Annotated in this window: 24 protein-coding genes; 8 read left to right on the top strand and 16 right to left on the bottom strand. The window is 45.8% G+C overall.

Annotated features, from left to right (window positions below; translation table 11 throughout):
- Positions 1 to 26 precede the first annotated feature (26 nt).
- From ku to ABIE50_RS01885, 5 genes are read left to right on the top strand one after another with little or no spacing between them, the layout of a single operon-like run.
- Complete coding sequence (ku, locus tag ABIE50_RS01905; protein WP_142684767.1) at positions 27 to 812, top strand: non-homologous end joining protein Ku; 786 nt, start codon at positions 27 to 29, stop codon at positions 810 to 812.
- Complete coding sequence (locus ABIE50_RS01900) at positions 809 to 1,444, top strand: DNA polymerase ligase N-terminal domain-containing protein (RefSeq protein ID WP_354027843.1); 636 nt, start codon at positions 809 to 811, stop codon at positions 1,442 to 1,444. The genes ku and ABIE50_RS01900 overlap by 4 nt, the downstream gene beginning before the upstream one ends.
- On the top strand, positions 1,410 to 3,326 hold the full coding sequence (gene ligD, locus ABIE50_RS01895) for a DNA ligase D (RefSeq protein WP_354027842.1): 1,917 nt from the start codon (positions 1,410 to 1,412) through the stop codon (positions 3,324 to 3,326). Before ABIE50_RS01900 ends, ligD begins: the two co-directional genes overlap by 35 nt.
- A 28-nt stretch (positions 3,327 to 3,354) precedes the next feature.
- Positions 3,355 to 3,819, top strand: a complete 465-nt coding sequence (locus tag ABIE50_RS01890) for a DUF4199 domain-containing protein (RefSeq protein WP_142684769.1) — start codon at positions 3,355 to 3,357, stop codon at positions 3,817 to 3,819.
- Positions 3,820 to 3,835: 16 nt separating this feature from the next.
- Complete coding sequence (locus ABIE50_RS01885) at positions 3,836 to 5,185, top strand: sigma-54-dependent transcriptional regulator (RefSeq protein ID WP_354027841.1); 1,350 nt, start codon at positions 3,836 to 3,838, stop codon at positions 5,183 to 5,185.
- Here ABIE50_RS01885 and chrA read toward each other — a convergent pair.
- The 4 genes from chrA to asnS form a co-directional block, all read right to left on the bottom strand.
- Positions 5,180 to 6,340 carry a chromate efflux transporter gene (chrA, locus tag ABIE50_RS01880; protein WP_354027840.1) on the bottom strand — a complete coding sequence of 387 codons (1,161 nt, stop codon included), beginning with the start codon at positions 6,338 to 6,340 and terminating at the stop codon, positions 5,180 to 5,182. The two genes, ABIE50_RS01885 and chrA, sit on opposite strands and share 6 nt — an antisense overlap.
- 357 nt (positions 6,341 to 6,697) lie before the next feature.
- Positions 6,698 to 7,654 carry an isopenicillin N synthase family dioxygenase gene (locus ABIE50_RS01875; RefSeq protein ID WP_209856575.1) on the bottom strand — a complete coding sequence of 319 codons (957 nt, stop codon included), beginning with the start codon at positions 7,652 to 7,654 and terminating at the stop codon, positions 6,698 to 6,700.
- 43 nt (positions 7,655 to 7,697) lie between these two features.
- Positions 7,698 to 8,219: an ExbD/TolR family protein gene (locus ABIE50_RS01870; RefSeq protein WP_209856577.1), complete on the bottom strand. Its 522-nt coding sequence runs from the start codon at positions 8,217 to 8,219 to the stop codon at positions 7,698 to 7,700.
- A gap of 494 nt (positions 8,220 to 8,713) precedes the next feature.
- Positions 8,714 to 10,153: an asparagine--tRNA ligase gene (asnS, locus tag ABIE50_RS01865; RefSeq protein WP_209856579.1), complete on the bottom strand. Its 1,440-nt coding sequence runs from the start codon at positions 10,151 to 10,153 to the stop codon at positions 8,714 to 8,716.
- Between the two features lie 446 nt (positions 10,154 to 10,599).
- Between asnS and rho the strand changes: the two genes are divergently transcribed.
- A complete protein-coding gene (rho, locus tag ABIE50_RS01860; RefSeq protein WP_142685536.1) occupies positions 10,600 to 12,315 on the top strand; it encodes a transcription termination factor Rho in 1,716 nt (571 codons plus the stop codon).
- 68 nt (positions 12,316 to 12,383) lie between these two features.
- Here rho and ABIE50_RS01855 read toward each other — a convergent pair whose 3' ends face one another.
- From ABIE50_RS01855 to trmB, 10 genes are all read right to left on the bottom strand, one after another.
- On the bottom strand, positions 12,384 to 12,557 hold the full coding sequence (locus ABIE50_RS01855; RefSeq protein ID WP_209856581.1) for a quinol oxidase subunit 4: 174 nt from the start codon (positions 12,555 to 12,557) through the stop codon (positions 12,384 to 12,386).
- A gap of 122 nt (positions 12,558 to 12,679) precedes the next feature.
- Positions 12,680 to 13,285, bottom strand: coding sequence for an outer membrane beta-barrel protein (locus tag ABIE50_RS01850; RefSeq protein WP_142684774.1), 606 nt, complete (start codon positions 13,283 to 13,285; stop codon positions 12,680 to 12,682).
- Positions 13,286 to 13,348: 63 nt separating this feature from the next.
- The gene (locus ABIE50_RS01845; protein ID WP_209856583.1) at positions 13,349 to 13,984 is read right to left on the bottom strand and encodes a TetR/AcrR family transcriptional regulator; all 636 of its coding nucleotides are present in this window, start codon (positions 13,982 to 13,984) and stop codon (positions 13,349 to 13,351) included.
- A 255-nt stretch (positions 13,985 to 14,239) separates the two neighbouring features.
- Positions 14,240 to 14,995 (bottom strand): LytR/AlgR family response regulator transcription factor, encoded by a 756-nt coding sequence (locus ABIE50_RS01840; RefSeq protein WP_209856586.1) that lies wholly within the window; start codon positions 14,993 to 14,995, stop codon positions 14,240 to 14,242.
- A gap of 33 nt (positions 14,996 to 15,028) precedes the next feature.
- Complete coding sequence (locus tag ABIE50_RS01835; protein ID WP_209856588.1) at positions 15,029 to 17,113, bottom strand: histidine kinase; 2,085 nt, start codon at positions 17,111 to 17,113, stop codon at positions 15,029 to 15,031.
- 20 nt (positions 17,114 to 17,133) lie between these two features.
- Positions 17,134 to 17,364 carry a 4a-hydroxytetrahydrobiopterin dehydratase gene (locus tag ABIE50_RS01830; protein ID WP_142684778.1) on the bottom strand — a complete coding sequence of 77 codons (231 nt, stop codon included), beginning with the start codon at positions 17,362 to 17,364 and terminating at the stop codon, positions 17,134 to 17,136.
- A gap of 84 nt (positions 17,365 to 17,448) precedes the next feature.
- The gene (locus ABIE50_RS01825; protein WP_209856590.1) at positions 17,449 to 17,892 is read right to left on the bottom strand and encodes an IPExxxVDY family protein; all 444 of its coding nucleotides are present in this window, start codon (positions 17,890 to 17,892) and stop codon (positions 17,449 to 17,451) included.
- Between the two features lie 35 nt (positions 17,893 to 17,927).
- The gene (locus tag ABIE50_RS01820) at positions 17,928 to 18,359 is read right to left on the bottom strand and encodes an MGMT family protein (protein ID WP_209856592.1); all 432 of its coding nucleotides are present in this window, start codon (positions 18,357 to 18,359) and stop codon (positions 17,928 to 17,930) included.
- On the bottom strand, positions 18,286 to 18,489 hold the full coding sequence (locus ABIE50_RS01815; protein WP_209856594.1) for a C1orf53 family protein: 204 nt from the start codon (positions 18,487 to 18,489) through the stop codon (positions 18,286 to 18,288). The genes ABIE50_RS01820 and ABIE50_RS01815 overlap by 74 nt, the downstream gene beginning before the upstream one ends.
- On the bottom strand, positions 18,461 to 19,168 hold the full coding sequence (gene trmB, locus ABIE50_RS01810; protein WP_209856596.1) for a tRNA (guanosine(46)-N7)-methyltransferase TrmB: 708 nt from the start codon (positions 19,166 to 19,168) through the stop codon (positions 18,461 to 18,463). Before trmB ends, ABIE50_RS01815 begins: the two co-directional genes overlap by 29 nt.
- 499 nt (positions 19,169 to 19,667) lie before the next feature.
- Here trmB and ABIE50_RS01805 point away from each other — a divergent pair, with 499 nt between their 5' ends.
- Together ABIE50_RS01805 and ABIE50_RS01800 are read left to right on the top strand one after the other, a co-directional pair.
- A complete protein-coding gene (locus tag ABIE50_RS01805) occupies positions 19,668 to 20,135 on the top strand; it encodes an Lrp/AsnC ligand binding domain-containing protein (RefSeq protein ID WP_079471223.1) in 468 nt (155 codons plus the stop codon).
- Between the two features lie 64 nt (positions 20,136 to 20,199).
- On the top strand, positions 20,200 to 21,129 hold the full coding sequence (locus tag ABIE50_RS01800) for a tryptophan 2,3-dioxygenase family protein (RefSeq protein WP_209856598.1): 930 nt from the start codon (positions 20,200 to 20,202) through the stop codon (positions 21,127 to 21,129).
- Positions 21,130 to 21,135: 6 nt separating this feature from the next.
- Here the strand turns inward: ABIE50_RS01800 and ABIE50_RS01795 are convergent, their stop codons facing one another.
- Both ABIE50_RS01795 and ABIE50_RS01790 read right to left on the bottom strand, forming a co-directional pair.
- Complete coding sequence (locus tag ABIE50_RS01795; RefSeq protein ID WP_209856600.1) at positions 21,136 to 21,843, bottom strand: alpha/beta fold hydrolase; 708 nt, start codon at positions 21,841 to 21,843, stop codon at positions 21,136 to 21,138.
- A 109-nt stretch (positions 21,844 to 21,952) separates the two neighbouring features.
- Positions 21,953 to 22,705, bottom strand: coding sequence for an SDR family NAD(P)-dependent oxidoreductase (locus ABIE50_RS01790; protein ID WP_209856602.1), 753 nt, complete (start codon positions 22,703 to 22,705; stop codon positions 21,953 to 21,955).
- Positions 22,706 to 22,848 lie beyond the last annotated feature (143 nt).

The following is a 22,848-nucleotide window of genomic DNA, read 5'->3' as shown; positions in this document are numbered from 1 at the left end:
TTATTTAATACCAAAACTATCATATTATGAGAGCTATATGGTCAGGATCTATAGGATTCGGGTTGGTAAATATCCCGGTGAAATTATTCAGCGCCACCCAGGACAGCCGCCTGGACCTGGACATGCTTGACAGCAAGAACGGGGCGCATATCAAATACCAGCGTATTAATGAAGATACAGGTAAAGAAGTGCCCTGGGAACAGATTGTAAAAGGCTATTTGTATAAAGATGAATATGTTATACTGGAAGAAGAAGATTTTGAAGCTGCCAGCCCAAAGAAAAGTAAGATCATCGAGATAGAATCTTTTGTGGAAGAAACAGAGATCGATGATATCTATTTTGAAAATCCTTATTTCATTGAACCCGCCAAAGGCGGCGAAAAAGCATATGCTTTGCTGCAGCAAACACTGGAGAAAACCGGTAAAGCAGGTATCAGCCGCTTTGTACTGCGTTCACAGGAACACCTGGCAGTGATAAGACCACGGGAAAACTACCTGCTGTTGCAACAGCTCCGCTTTGCAGAGGAGATCCGCCCGGCCACTGATCTTACCCTGCCCACACATGTCAAACTGGCCAAGAAAGAACTCGATATGGCCATAGAACTGGTAAAGCAATACACTACCGAATTTGATATCAGCCAGTATAAAGATGAATACAAAGCAGAACTGCTCAAAATTATAAAAGCAAAAGCCGGCGGTAAGAAACCTGTAGTGAAGAAAATGCGTGTGGTGCATACCAAGAGCGACAACCTGTTTGATCAGCTGAAAGCCAGTCTTGGTGGTAAGCCCGCTGCTAAAAAACGTGCATCATGAGCCTGTCGGAATACAAAAAGAAACGGAACTTCAAAGAAACCACTGAACCCCTCACCGGCGCCCCGGTGGATGGGAAACATATTTTTGTAGTACAGCGCCATCATGCTTCCCGGCTACACTACGATTTCAGACTGGAAATAAACGGTGTGCTGAAAAGCTGGGCCATACCAAAAGGCCCCTCCATGAACCCGGCAGACAAAAGGCTGGCTATGGAAGTGGAAGATCATCCTTACGATTATAAAGATTTTGAAGGAACCATTCCTGCCGGCAACTACGGCGCAGGTACTGTATACATCTGGGATAAAGGCACTTTTGAACTGATGAACCCCAATGGGAAAAGCTTTGATAAGGAAGCCCTCAGGGAATTGAAATCCGGTGATCTTAAGATTGTAATGAAAGGAAAAAAATTAAAAGGAGAATTTGCACTGGTAAAGATGAAGGGCCGCGAAGAAAATGCCTGGCTGCTGATCAAGCATAAAGACAAATATGCTGTGGATGAATATAACAGTGAAGACTATACGCCGGAACGTATAAAAGCACAGGGTGAAAAAAATAAAGCCGCCGCGAAGGTGGCAAAAAAAAAAATCAGCGACCGTAGTGGAAGCAAAGCCGGAAAAGAAGGCCACCCGTAGTGTTCAGCGGATAAAGACAATATATAAGCCCATGCTCACCACCCTGGTGAGCGAACCATTTGATGATGCCGGCTGGCTTTTTGAAACCAAATGGGACGGCTACCGCGCTATTGCCAGCGTAAAAAACCATAAGGCCACACTGTACTCCCGTAATGAAAAACCATTCAATGATCACTATCCTGCGGTAGTGGCTGCCGTGGAGAAAATTTCGCATAATGTGGTGCTCGACGGAGAGATTATTGTACTGGATAATAAAGGCAGATCCCACTTTCAAACCCTGCAGAATTTCCGGTCTACAGGCAAAGGAAAACTGGTATACGTGGTGTTTGACCTCCTCCACCTCGACGGGAATGAACTGCAGCACCTGCCCCTGCTGGAAAGGAAAAGCCTGCTTAAAGATGTAGTAGCTGAATTAAATGATAAAACGGTCCGCTTTTCTCCGCATGTTTTAAAGAATGGAAAAAGTTTTTTTGGAAAAGCCCGGCAACAGGGATGGGAAGGTATCATTGCCAAAAAAGCTGATAGTATATATGAAGAAGGAAGGAGAGGAATGGAGTGGCTGAAGATAAAGATCGTAAATGAACAGGAGGCGCTGATATGCGGCTATACTGCGCCCCGTGGCAGCAGGAAACAGATAGGAGCGCTGGTGCTTGGCATGTATGAAAACAAAAAACTGAAGTATATCGGTCATTGCGGAGGAGGGCTAAATGAGGAAACCATCGGCATGCTGTATAACCGGCTGCAGCCCCTTATCAGCAAAACCTCCCCCTTTTCTGAAAAGGTGGGCACCAATATGCCGGTTACATGGGTAAAGCCCCGGCTGGTATGCCAGGTGAAATTCCAGGAATGGACCGGCGACGGGCACCTGCGGCAACCGGTTTTTCTTGGTCTCCGGGACGATAAGCCGGCTAAAGATGTACATCCTGAAACAGCAAAAAAGATAACCATGGCTACTGTTATTGAAAAAGAACGCACCCTTACGCTCAACGGCAGGAAGGTATTGCTTACCAATCAAACCAAGCTGTACTGGCCGGATGAGCAGATCTCCAAAGGACAGCTCATCGATTATTACCTGTCGGTGGCAAAGTATATACTGCCTCACCTGAAAGACCGGCCACAGTCGCTGCACCGTTTTCCCAATGGCATCAAAGGCCCCGCTTTTTATCAGAAGGATCTTAACCTGGAACAAACCCCTGCATGGATAAAAAGCGTGCCGCTGCGTGCAGATTCCACCGGTAAGGATGTAGATTACCTGCTGTGTAACAACGAGGCTGCACTGGCCTATATGGTTAACCTCGGTTGCATAGAAATAAATCCCTGGCTATCAAGGCTGAACAACCTGGATAAGCCTGATTTCATGATCCTGGATCTTGATCCGGAGAATATTGATTTCAAATACGTGATAGAAACTGCGCTGCATATCAAAGATATGCTGGACAGTTTCAACATCACTTCTTTCTGTAAAACTTCCGGCTCTACCGGTTTGCATATTTATGTGCCTGTGGCAGCTAAATATCCGTATGAGAACACCCGGCTGTTTGCGGAATATATTGCACGTCATGTTAATGAGGAGTTGCCCCGAAGCACCAGTGTGGTCCGTGCAAAAAGCGCCAGGAATAAAAAAGTATATATCGATTTTTTACAGAACAGCAAAGGACAAACTGTGGCGGCTCCTTACTCTGCCCGCCCCAAACCCGGTGCCACCGTGTCTATGCCGCTTTTATGGAAAGAAGTAAATGAGAAACTCCGTATCAGCGACTTCAATATTCACAACTCACTGGAACGGTTAAACGAAACCGGCGACTTATGGCACGATATTAAAAGTGTTAAGAATGACTTGCGTAAGGTAATCCGTGAAATAGAAAGCAGTGCGCATGCCTGATCATTTTGTTCATTTAAATACTGATGTTATGGAAAAGCCTTTATCTTCAAAAGCATTACCAGCCTATGGTTTTATTCTTGGAGCAATTTGCATTGTTTTCACCCTTATCTTTTATATAACAAAATTGTATGGCAATTTGTGGATGGGATATTTTGGCAATCTTATCATGTTTCTTGGTGTGCTCATCTCTATTATCCATTATAACCGGGTACATAAAGAAAGAGCTTCTGCCACCTCGTCTTTTACCATGGGATGGCGTACCACGCTGATCGCAACAGCGATATATGCCGTTTTCCTGCTCATCTTTCACCTGGTGGTAGGAGGAAACCCTGCGCATACACTGGTAGAGGAAGATACCGTTAAAGATAATTTCTGGATCTATTTCCTGGGAAATGTATTGTTTGTAAACATCTTTGTTGGAGTAGTAGCAGCCTTGCTTGGAGGTCTTGTTTTTAAAGCTAACCAAAAAACAGATAAACCGAAGAAGCCATAGGAACTATTATCTTTGCATGGCTATGTCAAAAGGCCATATTTTAATAATTGATGATGAAGACCAGCTGCGCAGGCTCCTAAGCCGCCTGCTGGCCCTGGAGGGATATACGCTTCACGAAGCAGGCAATGTAAGGTCTGCTTTAAAGATCCTGGAAAAAGAAGAAGTACAGGTGATCCTGTCGGATGTAAAACTGCCGGATGGTAATGGCGTGGAGCTGGTGCACCAGATACGCGTTAAATACCCCGAAATTGAAACTATTGTGCTTACGGCATATGGTAACATCGCAGATGGTGTACAGGCTATTAAAAACGGGGCTTTTGATTATATCACCAAGGGAGATGACAATAACCGCATCCTTCCACTGGTGAGCAAGGCAATGGATAAAGCCCGCCTGCAATTCCGCATCCGCGAACTGGAAAAGAAAATAGGCGGTAAATATAGCTTCGGCAGTATCCTGGGTGAATCCCCTGAAATACAGGCAGCTATTGCATTGGCAGAGAAAGTAGCCCCGTCTGATATGACCGTGTTGCTACTGGGCGAAACAGGCGCCGGCAAGGAGGTGTTTGCACAGGCCATCCACCAGGGAAGCCATCGGCAGCAACAACCCTTTGTAGCGGTTAACTGCAGCGCCTTTGGTAAAGAGATCCTCGAAAGTGAACTGTTCGGACATGTAGCCGGCGCTTTTACCGGCGCTGTAAAAGATAAAAAAGGTTTTTTTGAAGAAGCCCGCGGGGGAACTATCTTCCTGGATGAAATCGGGGAGATGGCTATAGAGCTGCAGGCCAAAATGCTCCGTGTACTGGAAACACAGGAGTTTTATAAAGTAGGGGAAACCAGGCCTACCAAAACAGATGTACGTATTATAGCCGCTACCAACCGGCAACTGGAGCAGGAGATCGCCGCGGGGCATTTCCGGTCCGATCTCTACTACCGGTTATCTGCTTTCCAGATCTCACTGCCTTCCCTGAATGAGCGCCGGAAAGACATACCATTGCTGGCCGGCTGGTTCCTGCAGCAGATTGCCCCTAAAATGAACAAACGTATCAGCGGGATGACACCAGCTTTCCTGCAGGCATTGCAGCAGCACAGCTGGAAGGGAAATATCAGGGAGCTGCGTAACGTGATTGAAAGAGCCGCTATCCTAACGGACACGGATATACTGGATACTCCTGTGCTGCCGTTCGATTTCCAGCAGGGCACCGGGGAAGAAGCATCTTCCCTGAAACTGGCGGATATGGAAAAAGCGCATATTATCCGCGTGCTGGCCCATGCCAAAGGCAATAAGACCCGGGCCGCAGAATTAATGGGTATTGGCCTCACCACCCTCTACAATAAGATCAAAGAATATAATATCAGCGTATCATAACAGCCAGCCTAATAACAGGCACGCCAGTACGATAAAGGGAGAGGGCACCCTGGTAAGGCAAAGCAATGCCAGCGTACAGGCCATGATCAGCAGATTATACCAGTTAACCGGTATCACAAAGAAGAGAATAAAGGTGGCTGCCCACATAATCCCCACCACCACCGCGTTAATCCCTTCCAGGGCGCGGTATATCACCACATATCTTTTCAGGTTGTTCCAGATCGGGAAGAAAAATAATACCAGCAACAAACTGGGCAGGAAAATGGCTATGGGGGCTATCATACAGCCCAGGAACTGGTAACCCATGCCCAGGTTGCGCATTGCCATACCACCCACATAGGCAGATATCGAAAACGTAGGGCCCGGAAGCGCCCGCATGATACCTGCCCCGGTAAGCAGCTCCTCCGCTGTAAGATACTGGGATTTGGCGCGGGTTACATACTGTTCCAGCATCATAGCAATCAGGATATCGCCACCGCCGAAAACCAGGCTGCCGAAACGGTAAAAGTTTTCAAAGAGGTTAAACGGGCGCCTGGTGATCCATTCGTGCGTTCGGGCTACTTCCGACAGGAATCCCGCCAGGATGAACAACGACACAAATAGCCAGATATTTCCCCATTGAATTTTGCGGGGCTTTTCCGCTACGCCGGGAATACGTTTGTTACTGAAGTTGGAAACAATACCACCCAGTATGATCAGCGCCGGGAAAGTCCAGGGCGATTTCAGGTAGAAGGCGGTGAACATGGATACCACCATGATCACAAAAGTGGCCATACTGGTAATGCTGATCCGGAAAGCGCGGATACCGCCGTAAGCCAGGAAGCCTACCGCCATCGGCTGTACGTACTTAAAGATATCGGTATGCAGCGCATTTTTGCCGAAATACTGCAACAGGAAGCTCAGGGAGCCCATGATCAAACAGGCCGGGGAGATCCATATCAGCAGGGTAATAATGGCCAGTATGGCGCCGCCGCGCTTATAGCCTATTAAGGTAAGGGTTTGGGAAGAAGAAGCGCCGGGAAGCAGCTGGCAGAAAGCGTTGTATTCCATCAGCTCCTGCTCCGTTACATCTTTCCGTTGCTGTACAAATGTTTTCATCATCATAGCCAGGTGGCCCTGCGGGCCTCCGTAGGCGGTGATGCTATGTAATAGCACAGCTTTAAGAAAAGGTATATGACGTAGAAGCACTGTTTATTTTAGTGTATGCTGATTGGACAGGTTATAAGGTAATCAAATATCCGGACAAAATACAACGGTGTTGCCAATATTGGTAGTTCTCCAAATAATAAAGGCACAATACTTGTAATATCGGTGTTTATTATAACGAATATGGCCTTTTGTCCGTTGTATCAGTTTGTCAGACAGGTTAATTTCCCACCAACATGTTAAATGTTCGGATCTAAAAGTATAACCATATCAGGGAAGAACCATTAAAGAAGAGACTTGCTTATACGCAGGATATTTATAAAGTCCCGGTAAAGAGATTTTACCGGGACTTTATTATGCTCAGCCTTATTTTTTTAAGCCTATTTCACGTAAACGCTCATCCAAGTATTCTCCAGCCGTAATGGGCTCATATGCCAGCGGGTTGTTGGCAGTAACGCAGCTCTCCAGGCAATCCAGTTTCATATTGGATTTAGGATGCAGGAAAAAGGGGATCGAATACCGGGAAGTGTTCCACATCTCGCGGGGAGGGTTCACCACCCTGTGTGTTGTGGATTTTAAACGGTTATTGGTTAACCGCTGCAGCATATCTCCCACATTCACTACAATCTGTTCCGGCAAGGAGGTAACCGGTACCCAGTTATTTTGTTTATCCAGGATCTGGAGCCCGTCGGCCGAAGCGCCCACCAGCAAAGTGATGAGGTTGATATCTTCATGCTGCTCTGCACGGATAGCCGATTTAGGCTCCTGTGTGATAGGCGGGTAGTGGATGGCTCTCAGGATGGAGTTACCGTTATGGATCTTATCATCAAAATAGGTTTCATCCAGGCCCAGGAACAGCGCGATAGCCTGTAACAGGTATTTACCGGATTTTTCAAACCCGCGGTATGCTTTAAAGAAGGTGGGGGTAAACTCCGGCACTTCTTCCACCTGCACATTGGCAGGGTATTCTGAGCCGATGGGGTCATTATCTTCCACCGTTTGGCCAAACTGGAAAAACTCCTTCAGATCCGGCGCTTCATAGCCTTTGGCATGTTCTTTCCCGAAAGATGTATAGCCGCGTTGCCCGGCCAGTTCCGGAATTTCATAGCGGTGTTTGGTATCGGCAGGCAGCTTGAAAAATTGCTGTACGTATTTGTAGAGGTCCGCAATCAGTTCATCAGGGATCCCATGATTCTTTACCGCTACAAAACCAACTTCTTCGTAAGCTTTACCTAACTGCTGCACAAAGGCTGCTTTTCGTCCTGCATCCCCGGAAGTGAAGTCTGCCAGGTCCACTGAGGGGATAGAGTGGGTAGTTGCCATATTTGAATATTGTTTTGGAGCGATAAAGGTAGGGAAAAATAGCTCATCTGAAGTAGCCGGCCTCTTTATCGCTGATATCCACCACTGCGTAACGGTCTACTTTATTGATGAGCATTTCATCCATAATATCCACTACATTCTTATAGTTGGATGCCTTGTCGGCCTTGATAAGCACCATCAGTTCGTTTTTATGGAAATCCTGGTATACGGCCGCTTTCTTTTGGATGATCACGTCGCGGATGCCGTTACGGTTGGCGTAGCTGCTGTAATGTACCTGTGGCGGCGTGGCGGGATCGTCGCCAATACCTTCATACCAGGCGATACGGTCGTTGGGCCCCAGGATCACTGTGAGCGCTTTTCCGGCAGGCAACGACATGGGATCCCCTTCATCTTTTGGCATAACGAGGTCCATTGTTTTGGGCTTGGCCATTGTAGTGGTAAGCATGAAAAAGGTGATGAGCAGGAACCCCAGGTCTACCATAGGTGTCATATCAACACGTGTAGATTTCTTATTGCTGCGGGTACCTCTTTTATCCCCTTGGGGGGCGGTGTTCATTTCAGCCATATATAACGGTTTTGGGTAAACGAAATTGGTTGAAAGCGCTTTCGCTGTTAAAGATGCGGGGAATGGATAATTCCATAAATGCGGGGTTTGGCGCCTTCGGCGCTTTTACGCGGATGTTGTCTGACTCAGGATTAGGATGATTTCAATGATTTTATCTTTGGTTTTAGGGAGATGATAGTGGATGTTGTCTTATCCAGGATTAAGATGATTTGCTGATTTTGTATTTTGAATTCTTTGTGAGGAGATGAAGGCGGGATATGGATCTTATTGCAAAGGATCTTTTAGTGACGGGGAGATAGAAGCAGGTGTTGATCCCGCTTTTCGCCAATATTGGATTAAAAATACTTCGGGGAGATAAAGCGCATGCCGCTTCTATCTCCCCGAATTTAAAAATTGTTATAATCTGATATCTGTTTCTATATTCCGAAACTCAAAAATAAAATCATTGAAATCATCCTAATCCTGAGTCAGACAAGATCCGCGGTGTGCATGAATTAAAATTCCGCGCTCTTTGGTGTCCGCGGGAAGGCGATTACATCGCGGATGTTGGTCATACCGGTTACGAACAGCATCAGGCGTTCGAAGCCCAGGCCAAAGCCGGCATGCGGCGCTGTGCCGAAACGGCGGGTATCCAGGTACCAGCTCAGTTCATCTACTGGTACATGCATTTCTTCCATGCGTTTTACCAGTTTATCGTAGTTCTCTTCACGCTGTGAACCGCCTACCATTTCACCGATGCCGGGAAACAGGATATCCATTGCCCGTACGGTTTTATTGTCATCGTTGAGCTTCATGTAAAACGACTTGATCTCTTTAGGATAATCGGTTAAGATCACCGGTTTCTTAAAGTGTTTTTCCACCAGGTAACGTTCATGCTCGCTTTGCAGGTCGGAGCCCCAGCCTTCGATCAGGTATTGGAACTTCTTGTTCTTATTATGTTTGCTGTTTTGCAGGATGTCGATGGCTTCCGTATAGGTGATGCGTACAAACTCGTTGTGCAGCACAAATTCCAGTTTTTCGATCAGTCCCATTTCACTGCGTTCCTGCTGTGGCTTTTGTTTTTCCTCTTCTGCAAGGCGGTTGGCCAGGAAGTCGAGGTCGTCCCGGTTGTTATCAAGTACATAACCGATCACGGACTTGATAAATGCCTCGGCCAGGTCCATGTTGTCTTCCAGTTCATAGAAGGCCATTTCCGGCTCAATCATCCAGAACTCTGCCAGGTGACGGGCGGTGTTGGAGTTTTCAGCACGGAAGGTAGGGCCAAAAGTGTAGATATCACCAAAGGCCATGGCGCCCAGTTCTCCTTCCAGTTGCCCGGAAACGGTAAGGTTGGTGGATTTACCAAAGAAATCCTCGCTGTAATCAATATCGCCGTTTTCAGTGAGCGGCGGCTTTTTCATGTCCAGCGTGGTTACGCGGAACATTTCGCCTGCTCCTTCCGCGTCGGAGGCGGTGATAATAGGCGTATGCAGGTATACGAACCCGCGTTCGTTAAAGAAGCGGTGTACCGCAAAGGCCAATGCATGACGTACACGGAAGATAGCCCCGAAAGTATTGGTACGGAAACGCAGGTGTGCTATTTCACGCAGGTACTCCAGGCTGGGCTTGTTTTTCAGCTGTAATGGGTATTTCTCCGGATCGCAGTCGCCCAGTATCTCCAGGGTAGCCGCCTTCAGTTCTACTTTCTGTCCTTTACCCAGGGAGGGAATAATTTCACCAGTGGCGCTGATAGCCGCGCCGGTAGTGATGCGCTTTATCAGCGCAGCATCCATATTTTCGGTATTGATTACTACTTGCAAATTATTATTGGTGGAGCCATCGTTCAAAGCTATAAACTGATTGTTGCGGAATGACCGCACCCAACCCTTAACTGTAACTTCGTAATGCGTCTTGTCGTCCGACAAGATTTGCTTGACTTTCACCCTTTGGCTCATAATATATATATTTTTAGGATTGCAAAAATAAGTGGAAAACTTCATAGTAGGTAGTCTGGATGCCGGCCTTTTTCGGGGGCATGATAGCCAAGGAAATGTTAAAAATAGGCGGCTAAACAAGCGCTACCCCAGTATGAGCAAGGGTTTGAAGGTGCGATCAATAGCCGGGTACAGCGGGGTGAAAAGCCTTTTTTCAAGCAGCTTTGGGGCATTTTGCGCTTAAATATTTTTGGATAATAGTAAAACTTGTTTTAATCTTGCGGTATATTCTGCCTGATTAAGTTCATTTTCCATCTTCATCAGCAGTTCCTAAACTCAATCATTCCCTATCAAATTTAATAAGCTAATTAAATTTATTGACTCAAAAACAATTATTTGTAATTGGTGTATGTTGGTATGCAGTGGTACCCGCCTCACAACACTTCTAAAATTTGACAACACAGATGATGTACGACATCTTACAACTGAACGACATGCTCGTTCCTGAGCTGCTTGATATTGCAGAGAAACTGGACGTTCCCAACGCAAAAAAACTGAACAAACAGGACCTCATCTACAAAATTCTTGATAAACAAGCTGTATTAGCCTCAGAAGATAACCAAGCCAACGGAGACGAAAAGAAAGCACGTAAACGCAAACCTGTAAAGAAAGACGAAGCTAACCACGCTGCTGAAGAACCTGCTCACGCTGAAGAAAAACCGGCTGCAAAGAAACCCGCAGCAAAGAAAGCCACCGGCACTAAATCAAAAGATCATGAGGAAGAGGCCAAACCAGCCACTTCAGCAAAACCTAAAATAAAAGATTTTGAGATAGACCTGGATAGTATTCCTTCCCTTACTTTCGATGATGATGATGATATCATTATCCCTTCTTTTACAGAAGACGAAGATGAGCCGGAAGAGGAAGAAGTGGTAGTTATACCTCCTGCAGAAGACGAGCTGGAAGAAGAAGAGGATGATTTTGTAGTGCCCGGTGAGATCCCGGTTGCGCCTGCAGCACAGAAGAACCGCTTCCCTAATAAGAAAGAACCCGTTTTCAATATAGAATTTGATGGCGTTATCGTAAGCGAAGGCGTACTGGAAATGATGCCCGATGGTTATGGTTTCCTTCGCTCCTCCGATTATAACTACCTCAGCTCCCCGGATGATATTTATGTGTCCCCGTCGCAGATCAAACTTTTTGGTCTTAAAACCGGCGATACCGTGAAAGGCTCTGTACGCCCGCCTAAAGAAGGAGAGAAGTACTTTGCCCTGCTGAAAGTGGAAACAATTAACAACAAATCGCCTGAAGAAGTACGCGACCGTGTACCTTTCGATTACCTGACACCGTTGTTCCCTTTCGAAAAACTGAAATTAACCACCACTTCCAATAACTACTCCACGCGTATCATGGATATGTTTACGCCTATAGGTAAAGGACAACGCGGACTGATTGTAGCGCAGCCTAAAGTAGGTAAAACCATGTTGCTGAAGGAAGTAGCCAATGCTATCGCTACCAACCATCCTGAAATTTACCTGATGGTGGTGCTGATCGATGAACGTCCGGAAGAGGTAACAGATATGGAACGTAGCGTAAAGGCGGAAGTAATCGCCTCTACCTTCGATGAACCGGCTGAAAAGCATGTGAAAGTATCTGCCATCGCGCTGCAAAAAGCGAAACGCCTGGTAGAATGCGGTCATGATGTAGTGATCCTCCTGGATTCCATCACCCGTTTAGCCAGGGCGCATAACACCGTGGCTCCTGCTTCCGGTAAGGTATTGAGCGGTGGTGTGGAAGCCAACGCCATGCAGAAACCCAAACAGTTCTTTGGTGCGGCACGTAAAATAGAACATGGTGGCTCACTGACCATCCTGGCTACCGCATTGATCGATACCGGTTCTAAAATGGACGAGGTGATCTTTGAAGAATTTAAAGGTACCGGTAACATGGAACTGTTGCTGGATCGTAAACTGGCAAACAAACGCATCTTCCCGGCCATCGATGTTTCTGCATCCTCTACCCGTCGTGATGACCTGTTGCTGGATAAAGATTCCCTGAAACGTATCCACATCCTTCGTAACCACCTGGGTGATATGAACACAGATGAGTCTATGCACTTCATGCTGCAACATATGCGCGGTACTAAAAACAACGAAGAATTCCTGATCTCCATGAATAGCTAGGAACAGGTAATACTATAAAATAAAAACCCCGTTACGGATTCGTAACGGGGTTTTTATTTTATAAGATGTTATTGTTTCTTCTGTTGCCCGGGTGCAAACGGCTTGGCCGATTTGGTGCCGTAAATCTTTTTCTGTTGCCCCGGCGGTAACCCATGTGGATTGCCACTTCGGTGCGTGGTTACACAGCCACTGAAAATTATGGCGGCTGCAAAAAGCGACAGTACTGGTTTCAGATTTCGCATGACAGGTTAATTTTTGTGAAGTTATCACTATAAATGCAAAAATCCCGCCACAGTACTACTGTGGCGGGATATCCAATCTATCTAACCTTATAACTGTCTTACATAAAACATCCTGTGATATCTTAGAATATCCAGTTTACTCCCAGGGAGAATTCTTTCGGGAAGTTAAAATCGAAGCTGCTTACGTTGTTTTTAACACCGGTTGCTTCAGTTTTATGTTGGTCATAAGCATAGCTCAAACCACCGAAAGCGCCTTCCAGCATGAAATGTTTAGTTACGAAGTAAGTGATACCAGGAAGTACGTTTACAGAAAAACCGTTGTAAGTATCGGTTTTAACATCTGCAACTTTTTTCTGTCCGAAATGGTAACCTGCATTTGCTTCAGCGAAGAATGCAAATTTGCTTTCGCCAATCATGTGGTAGTTACGAACAAAGATACCAGGAGTGATATCATAAGTCTTGGTTTTAACATCAGCCGTGTTCTTATCAAAGCCGAAGGAGGTTTTTGCAAATACACCCACTACCCAGTTAGGGTTCAGTGCCATACCTACTTTAGGGCTAACGCCAAAACGGGTTTTGGTGTCTTTGTCGTCTGCGTCTTTTACTTTGTTTGAGGTAGTAGAAACATTCAGATTACCGCCTAAGATTACATCGCCTTTCGAAAACTGAGCCTTTGCTACTTGTGTGCCGAACAGTGCTACTGCGGCCATTACAATCAACTTTTTCATCTGTCGTTAAATTTAAATATTCATTAAAACTATTCCTGTGTTATTGGTTCTTCTACATACGTTCTAGCAATCCTTGTTGATGTTTGGTCGATATCGTAAACCATTAAAAAAAATGGTTAATACTTGCTTTTCACGATCCATAAAGCATTTCAGCGCTTCGCGATCATATGGATCAAAACCTGCTGCCTGCCACTTGCACCATATTACCCATAAGCCGAATAATACATTTACAAGCAGCTGCGCTGTGAGCTCTGTATCCGTGTCTTTATTGAGCTCCCCGCTGCCTACCCCTTTTGAAATGGTAGCGGAAAGGAAGGAAATTTCTACCTGCTGCAATAACTCAATCGTTTGCCGCATCCGGCTGGAGGGAACATCCTTTATCCATTCGTTTACACCAAACAGAAAATGATACTCCAGCAACATCTTTTCCTTCAGCGCCAGGTAGCGGTTTACTATATCCGAAGTACATGGCGCCTCTTCCACATATGCCGACATGTCTATAAAACAATCGGCTATCATACGCTCTACCACCGCCACATAGATGGATTCTTTATCGGAAAAATAATAATACAAAGAGCCTTTTGAAATTTCCAGATCCCTGGCTATTTCCTCCATGGTAGTTTTAGTTAACCCAAACCGCTTGAAGCGTTTTAACGCCGCCTCCAGAATCATCGTTCGTTTCAGGTCCTGTTCTGCCATGGTGTTGTTACAAGCAAAACTGACTGTTTGACTATTTCGTTTTGCGGGTCAAATGTACGACCAAAAGTAAAAACACCAAATTTTTTTGTTAAGAAATTGTTACGTACTCTCCGCGCAACCTGTTAAAACGGAAGTAAAGACACGGAAATGGGTACACGTTCACAAAAACGTTGGCAAATTGTTAACTGAATCGAAAACATCTCCCTGGAAAAATTGAAAATATAAAATTACCGCTCATGGATATACGAAAATGTACTAATGGGGATGCGCCATTTTGTGTAGTAAATCGCGTTGCCGCTTTTCGCTGATATCCAGTGTGGTACCACTTTTTAGCAATACTTTACCGGAAGGCCCGTCCAACCGGCTGATGTTGGACAACTGTATCATCTGGTTATTATTGATCTGGTAAAATTGAAGAGAGGCAAACAGATCGGCATAGTAACGGAACGATTGTGCTGCCGTGATCAGCTCACCGGAGTTTAGCATAAACAGGCAGTTATCGCCCCTTATCTCCAGGTATTCAATAGCCGGGATCTTAATTGTATGCTGATCTCCGTTAATAGCTGGGATCAGCAGCTGCCAGGCCATGGGCTTACTGTTATTGAAATTTTCCAGCAACACCCGGTAACGGTCTTTACTGCCACCGGTGTTAATCCGTTCTGTTATCAGCGCCACTGCCTGCAGCAGGCTTTCTTTATCAATAGGTTTTAGTATCAGCTCCACATCACTGAAACGGATCACATGAAGGAACTTTTTTTCAAATGCGGTAACGAATACCGCTTCAAAAGGAATATCCGGCAAGGTGCCGGCCAATACATCAAAACCGGTACCATCGGGCATTTCAAGGTCCAGAAATACCAGTTCGGGGCGATGTGCCTTTATTTTTTCTATGCCATCCGCACAATCGGAGGCCATATCGGCAATGGTAATTTCGGGACAGTATTTACCAAGCATCAGGGCAATGATATCCCGGCTGTTTCTTTCATCATCTATTATAATAGCCTTTATCATAAAAAGTAACATTAACGGATACACAGTTCTGACTTATAACTGGGGGATCAGTATCTTCACTATTGTGCCGCTGCTGGATTCATCTTCGGAGGATCTGTCAATAATTTCTATATGAATTTCTGTATTATACATTTTGTTCAGCAACTCAGCCCGGTTCTGGCTTATTTCCATGCCAGACGACTGGTGATGCTTTGGCAGCATCCGCAGCGACTTTGAACGGGCAATACCAATTCCGTTATCTGCTATCACACATTCCAGCATATCTGAAGCCACCTGGTTAAAATAAATGGAAAGCTTACCTGTGGGCTGTTGGGGGTTCGTCATGCCATGCTTTACAGCATTTTCAACATAAGGTTGCAACAGCATTGCGGGGATTTCCAGTTCGGCAGTGGCTATCACGGGGTCTACCACTATTTCATACTCCATCCGGTTTTCAAACCGCATCTTTTCCAGCCCAAGATAAGTATTCAGATAGGTAATTTCATCTGCCAGGGATATAAAATTACGCCGGGAGAAGTCCAGCGTTTTACGGATCAGGTAAGAAAAGTCTGAAAGATATTTCTGCGCATACTCGTAATCCCGCTGCATTACAAACAGTTGGATCGAATTCAGGCAGTTGAATATAAAATGAGGATTGATCTGCGCACGGATGGCCTTCAGCTCAATTTCAGTCAGTTTCTTATCATACTCTGTTTCCAGTTGCTTTTTCCGCTGCTCTTCCAGCTCCTGCTTTTTACGCAGGATCTCAGTGGTTTGTTCCTTTACAAGTTCCTCCAGTTGCTCATTCAGCTTTCGCTGTAGCTCCTTGTTTTTATTCAGCTGTTTGATCAGCAGCTCCTGTGTGCGTGTTCTTTCCAGGTGCACCAGTTTATTGCGATAGCTTAACCCGGCCAGGAAAAACATAGCCTGCAGCAGCACGCCGCCTATCAGCAGAATAGTGGGAGCAGCCAGTTCACCCAGGGCGCTGAGCAGCCCCAGTGGCCGCACATGCATCAGGAAGGAGCCCAGGCAGGCAAGATATAAACATACCGATCCATACAGGAAGAACCGCACCAGCGGATGATGGCGGGAGCGCCGTGCCAGCGCCACAAATACCGCCAGCAGGGGCACCAGCGTTACAAAATATACATAGCTGTATATAATGGTAGGCATCTGGTACTGGCCTATCCTGATAAAATACAAACATAAAATAATCAGTCCGCCTACAATAGCGGCTACCCAGGTAAAGGCCCTTTCCATAAAGGGATACCTTTCTGTAAGATTCAGGAAGGCATTGCCAAACAAAAGGTACATCAGGTAAAAACAAAACAGCAGGCCGGGAATATCCCAGTAATATTTCAACATTGGCCAGCGGTGGAAAAAAGACAACTGGTAAGGCTTGTCTTCCAGCCGCAGGGCAAAGAAAAGGATCAGTCCCAGGATATAAACTGCAAAGTAGATATACGACTTATCGGGCAGCTGGATATAATTGATAACGGAAATACTGAAGAATACCAGGAGCATGCCCAGCAGTACCTGGATCACTACCGCTTCTTTGCGAAAGCCGTTCAGCTGGTGATCCCGGAAAGCGCTGTAGGCTTCGGTGCTGAAAAGCGCCGGCATCAGAGGGCCTTCGTTGTATGATTTGTTAACAATGTGCAGGTAAAAGGTACGTATTCCGCCGGCCGGCACCTGCACAGCAAAGGCGTAATGGGCCCATCTTTCCACGCCGCCGTCGTCCAGCATTAAACCTGTTTGCATCAGCTGCCTGGGCTTGTCGCCCGGCGATTGGGAGTACCAGTACATATAGTCGTGCCAGCCGGAAAAAAGGTGGTACGACAACGCCTTATTGCTTTGGTTTTTTATGGTAAGCCGTAACCAGCAATTATTTACCCGCCCGTTATTTTTGGGATTATTATGAAAGATGTTTTCCTGCCGGGTAAAAGGCATGGCAGCAGCCTGCTCTGGCGTCAGGTGCTGCTGATCAGCTGTCAGCACGTATATAAAAGGCCTGAGATCCAGGTTCGCAGGAGCGAAAGCGGTATCGGCTATCAGTGTGTCTACTGGGGTATGATCAACGTTGGCAAAGGATCCTGCAGTGTAACAATACAACAGCAGCATTAGAATAATGCGCTTCACAAAGTGTAATATGAGTTTGGTTATAGCAATTTGTCAATAGCTTTTGCCATTGCTTCATCCTTAGCGGTGATGATATCACCGGCATCGTGTGTGCACAGGAATATTTCCACTTTATTATAAATGTTGCTCCAGTTGGGATGATGGTCCATTTTTTCTGCAATCAGTGCAACTTTGGTCATAAATGCAAATGCATCCCGAAAGTCTTTGAATTCAAAAGCCCGGTAAAGCTGTTTGTTTCTTTCTTCCCACATAAAACTCAGGAATTTAAAAGTAAAACATCGGGGTCTGTCATGGAATCTGGTCAAAAATATTATCGCTGATGCGTAGTGCCCGTTCTAAAAAATAAGGTTCATCTTATTTTTGATATCTCTGATATCAAGTAAAGATACTAATTGTACAAGCGGAACAAGGCGTAATTCTTCTAATAATTTTTTTACATCGCCAGGTTGATAGTAGTCGCCCTTTACCATCCACAGGAAATTGATCTGTTTCAGCTCGGGGAGAAGGAATTCTGCCTGGCAACGGTTATTATAAAGGTAGTGCGCTACCGAGTTGGTTGGTTCGTGAAAATCAAATACAGGGAAATGAAACGATCTTGTTTTCTTCGACAAGGAGATCTCCAGGTTATTATTTACCCGGAAGTTGGTGTGCAGCTGCCGGTTTATATGCCAGCACAATTGATAATCCCGCGCGGTGGACGCAATGCCTATTATGTAGGAACTGTCGAAGAAGTCCTCTGCCAATTGGTCGTTGTCCAGTTTGAGCTTGAGTATTGTCATATAGAAAAAGAGTGCTTCACCCTGTCTGAAATATTTTATGCTTTCTTTTTACCGGCCTTCTTCAAAGGCTTTGAAGGTTGTCCCGGATCCCAAAATACGGCTTTAAAATTTTCTATCTTATCTTCTTTTACTACTATGCCTTCCTGCTCCAGTAATTCCTGCATGAGGGTAGGAGTAGCGAAATGACTTCGTCCGCTTAGCTCGCCTTTGCTGTTTACCACGCGGTGTGCAGGAACTGCAGGTTTGGCGCTGCCGGCTGCATTCATTGCCCAGCCTACCATACGGCCGGTAAGTTTTAAACCGGACGCGTCGGCAATGGCGCCATAGGAGGTAACGCGGCCCCGTGGTATGGTACGTGCAATCTTAAAAACCGTTTCAAAAAAAGAAACAGGCTCATTGGTCTTCTTTTCCTTCTTCCCTTCTACGGGCAAGGAGTGCTGATCTTTCGGGTTCGGGTACTTTTTCATAATCAAAAGGACAGTGCTTACAGCCGTTGCCGCAACAGAAGCCCCGGTTAAGGTGAAACTTTTCTGTGAATACCATATAGCCCTGGGCATTATAGTAAAAGTCAATCTTCTCCACCAACGGTTGCTTCATCAGAAGGCAGTTTAATGCTTTGCCAGTTCAGCGGGGCGGCAGGCAATTGAAATTTAAGATAGCGGATCGTTCTGCCATCTGCCAGGTGCATTCCTTCATAAAAGGTCTGGATCTTCAGCAATGGCGGTACTTCCGGCAAGGCGTATACGTCCGGGATATCCTCTATCAATGTACATCCTGCCGCTGAAATCACCTCCTGTGTGAAGGCATACAGCTGCGGCGAATCTGTTTTCAGGTTAATGGTAGCCCCCGGCGCCAGCAATGGCTGAAACAGCTGCAGGAACCTGGGATGCGTTAATCTTTTCTTTGACTTGGAATTACGCAGGAACGGGTCTGGAAAAGTGATCCAGATGTCCTTTATTTCTCCCGGTGCAAAATAATTATTAAGCTTATCTATTTGTGTGCGTAGGAAAGCGGCGTTTGGCAATGGTTCTTCCAGGGCGGTTTTGGCGCCTCTCCAGATACGGTTGCCTTTGAGATCCACGCCTATAAAGTTCTGTTCGGGGAACAGCCGGGCCATGCCCAGTGTATAGTCTCCCTTACCACAGGCCAGTTCTAATGTAACAGGGTGGCTGTTTTTGAAGAATTCATTCCATTTTCCCTGCATACCTTCCGGGTATATCAATACATTGGGGAAGGTTTCGATTTCAGCAAATCGTTGTAGTTTTTTTTGTCCCATTTGCGGCAAAAATAGGGCGATTTTTTGAATGGGGGAGGGATAAAGGGAACCGGTGTTCCTGCCGGATATATCAAAACAGGAGTTTTTGCCTGATAACCCATATTCATATTATGAAGGACCATAATATAAAATAAAAAGCCCGTAAGCATGATAACTTACGAGCTCTTTAAACCAATTAAGCTGTAGGAGGAGGAGTCGAACCTCCACGGGGCAGTTAGCTATAGCACAAGTAAGATTAGTGGTCAACCCAATTATACTACGTTTATCCTGTGATCCCCACCCCCGAGACAAGAGGGCATGTCTGCCAATTTCATCATCCCACAATGTGTTCAAACCGTTACCAGCTATTGCTTTTCGTTAGCCGTTTTCGTAATGATTATGATGCAAATCTAAAGAGAAGGTGACTTTCTTGCAAATTTTTTAAGAAGAATTTTGGAATTTTCGATATTTTTTAAATATTTGCATATAACTTTAAAACATTCAAAAACAAATTGTAAAAATGAGCCACAATTTGAATATTGACAAACTAGATTTGCAGATTATCAGCGAGATGATGTCTAATGCTGAGATCTCCTACGCCGACCTGGGGAAGAAATTGTTCGTTTCCGGCGGGACTATCCACGTGAGAATGAAGAAATTACAAGAACTGGGTGTAGTTAAAGGTACTAAATTACATGTAGATTTAAAAATGATCGGCTATGATGTGATCGCTTTTATCGGCATTTATCTTGAAAAAAGCTCTATGTATGATACTGTAGCTAAAGAACTGAGGAAAATCCCTGAAATGGTACGCCTTAATTATACAACAGGCAGCTATAGCATGTTTGCAGAAATCATCTGTAAAGACATTACCCAGCTTCGCCGTATCCTCCACGATGAATTGCAGAAAATAAAAGGCATTGAAAGAACTGAAACCCTGATCTCACTCGAAGAAAGCTTCTACCGGACAATTAACGTAGTGGAATAATTGGTTTTTAAGAATGAAGAGTTTTACCCTGTTACTATTTCATTCTTAATGATTAATTTCCGCTATGGTTACAACAGAAATTGCCGAGAAAATTCAACGGCTGGAAGAAAAGTATGCCGCCATGGGTCAAAACCTGGCATCTTACCTGGATGGCCTTCTGTACGCGGACTACCTCACTTATTGGGACTATATTCAGCTGGATGTGCTGCTTAACCTGCAACATCCGCGCACACCAATTCCTGATGAAAGGATTTTCATCATCTATCACCAGATCACGGAATTGTATTTGAAATTAACGCTGCAGGCGATCGAACAAATCAGCCTTGCACCTGTACTGACAGCTGAGATATTTAAAACCCAGCTTAAGAGGATCAACAATTATTTCCACAGTCTTATCAGCTCATTTGAAATAATGGTAGATGGGATGGACAAGGAGCAGTTCCTGCAATTCCGCATGGCGCTGTTACCCGCCAGTGGATTCCAGAGTGGTCAGTTCCGCATGATCGAGATCTGCTCTACCCGGTTAAATAACCTGGTGTATGAGGCTCAGCGCCCGGAAGTGGAAAGCCTGGACCTGAAAGATGTACTGGACAAAATTTACTGGAGAAGCGGCGCCACCGAACTGGCTACCGGTAAAAAAACACTTACCCTGCGCCAGTTTGAGCTGAAATATATGGATACCTTCCTGCAACTGGCTACCCGGTATAAAGACAATAACCTGCTTGCCAGCTATAATAAGCTCAGTCCGGAAGCGCAAACGGAATTAATTCCGCTGCTAAAGGAATATGATCTCAATGTAAACGTACGCTGGCCGCTCATGCACTACAAATCAGCAGTAAGATACCTGCATAAAAGACCGGAAGACATCGCCGCCACCGGTGGCACCAACTGGCAGCAGTTCCTGCCCCCGAAAAATAAGCGCATCGTTTTTTTTCCCGCACTGTGGACGGAAGAAGAGCTTAATAACTGGGGCAAAATCGCTATGGGCGAATAAATGATGTCAGATCTGCTGTGTTGTAAATCTTCTTAAATAATATGCCAGCAGCGGCACATCCACTTTTTCCAACGGATGTGCCGTATCCGGTATCACCGTTAGCTGCGCCAGCGGAAGCGCTTTATATACTTCAATGGTTTCCTGGAAAGATACCATATTGTCACGGTCGCCCATCATCAGCATACACGGGGTCACTATCTGGGCATAATCTGCCGGCTTCAGCAGCGACTGGTGCCCCAGTTCCTCTATCAGCTGCGCAGTACGCGTTACCACCGTTTTCCAGTCGCCCGCAGTATGCCTGGCCTCCAGTATCCTGGCAAAGGCCGGCACCTTTTCCTCGATCAGATCCGGATTCAGTTGCCGCACTTCTTTGCCGGCAGTAGCCTCATTCCAGTTAAATTTAGTAGCCAGCGTGATCACCCGCCCGGTCTTTTCCGGGTAATGCCTGGCCAGGTACATGGCTACATACCCGCCCATGCTGTATCCGAAAATGTGCACAAAATCGAGCTGATGGCTTTCAAGATAGGATAATACTTCTGCTGCAAATACCTGTATACTGAACCCCTGCTCTGAAAAAGGCATATTGCCATGCCCGCTGAAATTGATCAGGTGTACATCATAGTGTTCAGACATTGCCGCAGCTAATGATTCAAATTGCGAAGCGGCACCCAGGGCGCCATGTAAAAAAAGTATGGGGAGTTTATATGTTTGCATTGACTAAAACTAGCAAACATTTCGGGAATTGCCTGTTTGATTGTTTGAATTTTTCAGGGAGATAACAATTTTTATCTCCCTGAAATACCCGGGAAACAATATTGCCAGATCATCTGGCCAGGTATGCTCCATCAATGGGATAGTAGCTGCCGGTTACGAAAGATGATTGCGGGGAGCTGAGCCACAGCACCAGCTCCGCTACCTCTTCCGGCTTACCTAACCTGCCGATGGGATGCAGGCCCACAAGTGCCTGCATCTCCTGCTGGCTCAGATGTTTGGTTAATAATGGGGTTTCAATAAATCCCGGTCCCACGGCGTTTACCCGGATGCCTTTGGCAGAATATTCCAGTGCCGCTGCCTGGGTAAGCCCTACCACGCCATGTTTGGCAGCCACATAGGCGCAGGACCCCCCAAAGCCAACGGCGCCCAGGATAGAGGCCATGTTTACAATTACCCCGCTGCCGGCCTTTTCCATAACAGGAAGCTGATACCGCATACCATAAAAAACGCCGTTGAGATTTATGTTGATAACTTTTTGCCAGTCTTCCAGCTTGTATTCCCCCGTAGGAGCCGCTGCTCCGCCAATACCGGCATTATTGCAGGCAATATCCAGCTGCCCGAATTCTGCCAGGGTTTGAGCTACCAGCTGCTCACAATCAGTTGGGCTGCCGGTATCCGATTTTATAAAAACAGCCCTGCCGCCTTTGCTCTTTATGCCTTCTGCCACGGCATTTCCACCTTTTTCATCAATATCACTGATCACTACAGCCGCCCCGTTGGCAGCATACAGCTCTGCCACAGATTTACCAATACCGGAACCTGCGCCTGTTACCAGCGTCACCTTGTTTTTCAGTTGCCCCATAACAATGTTTTTACTCTATAAACAACAATACAGCCCGATGAAATGTTCCTCGTATTTTTTTATTATGTTTGCATAGATGTTGCCGATTAATTTTCTTCACTTAAGATGTCCCATCATCAAATCAATTTTTTTTAAATACTAGT

Source organism: Chitinophaga sp. OAE865, from assembly GCF_040546735.1.
GTDB classification, from domain to species: Bacteria; Bacteroidota; Bacteroidia; order Chitinophagales; family Chitinophagaceae; genus Chitinophaga; species Chitinophaga polysaccharea_A.
Note: the sequence above shows the minus strand (reverse complement) of the source record. Positions and strands in the feature narration are given on the sequence as shown.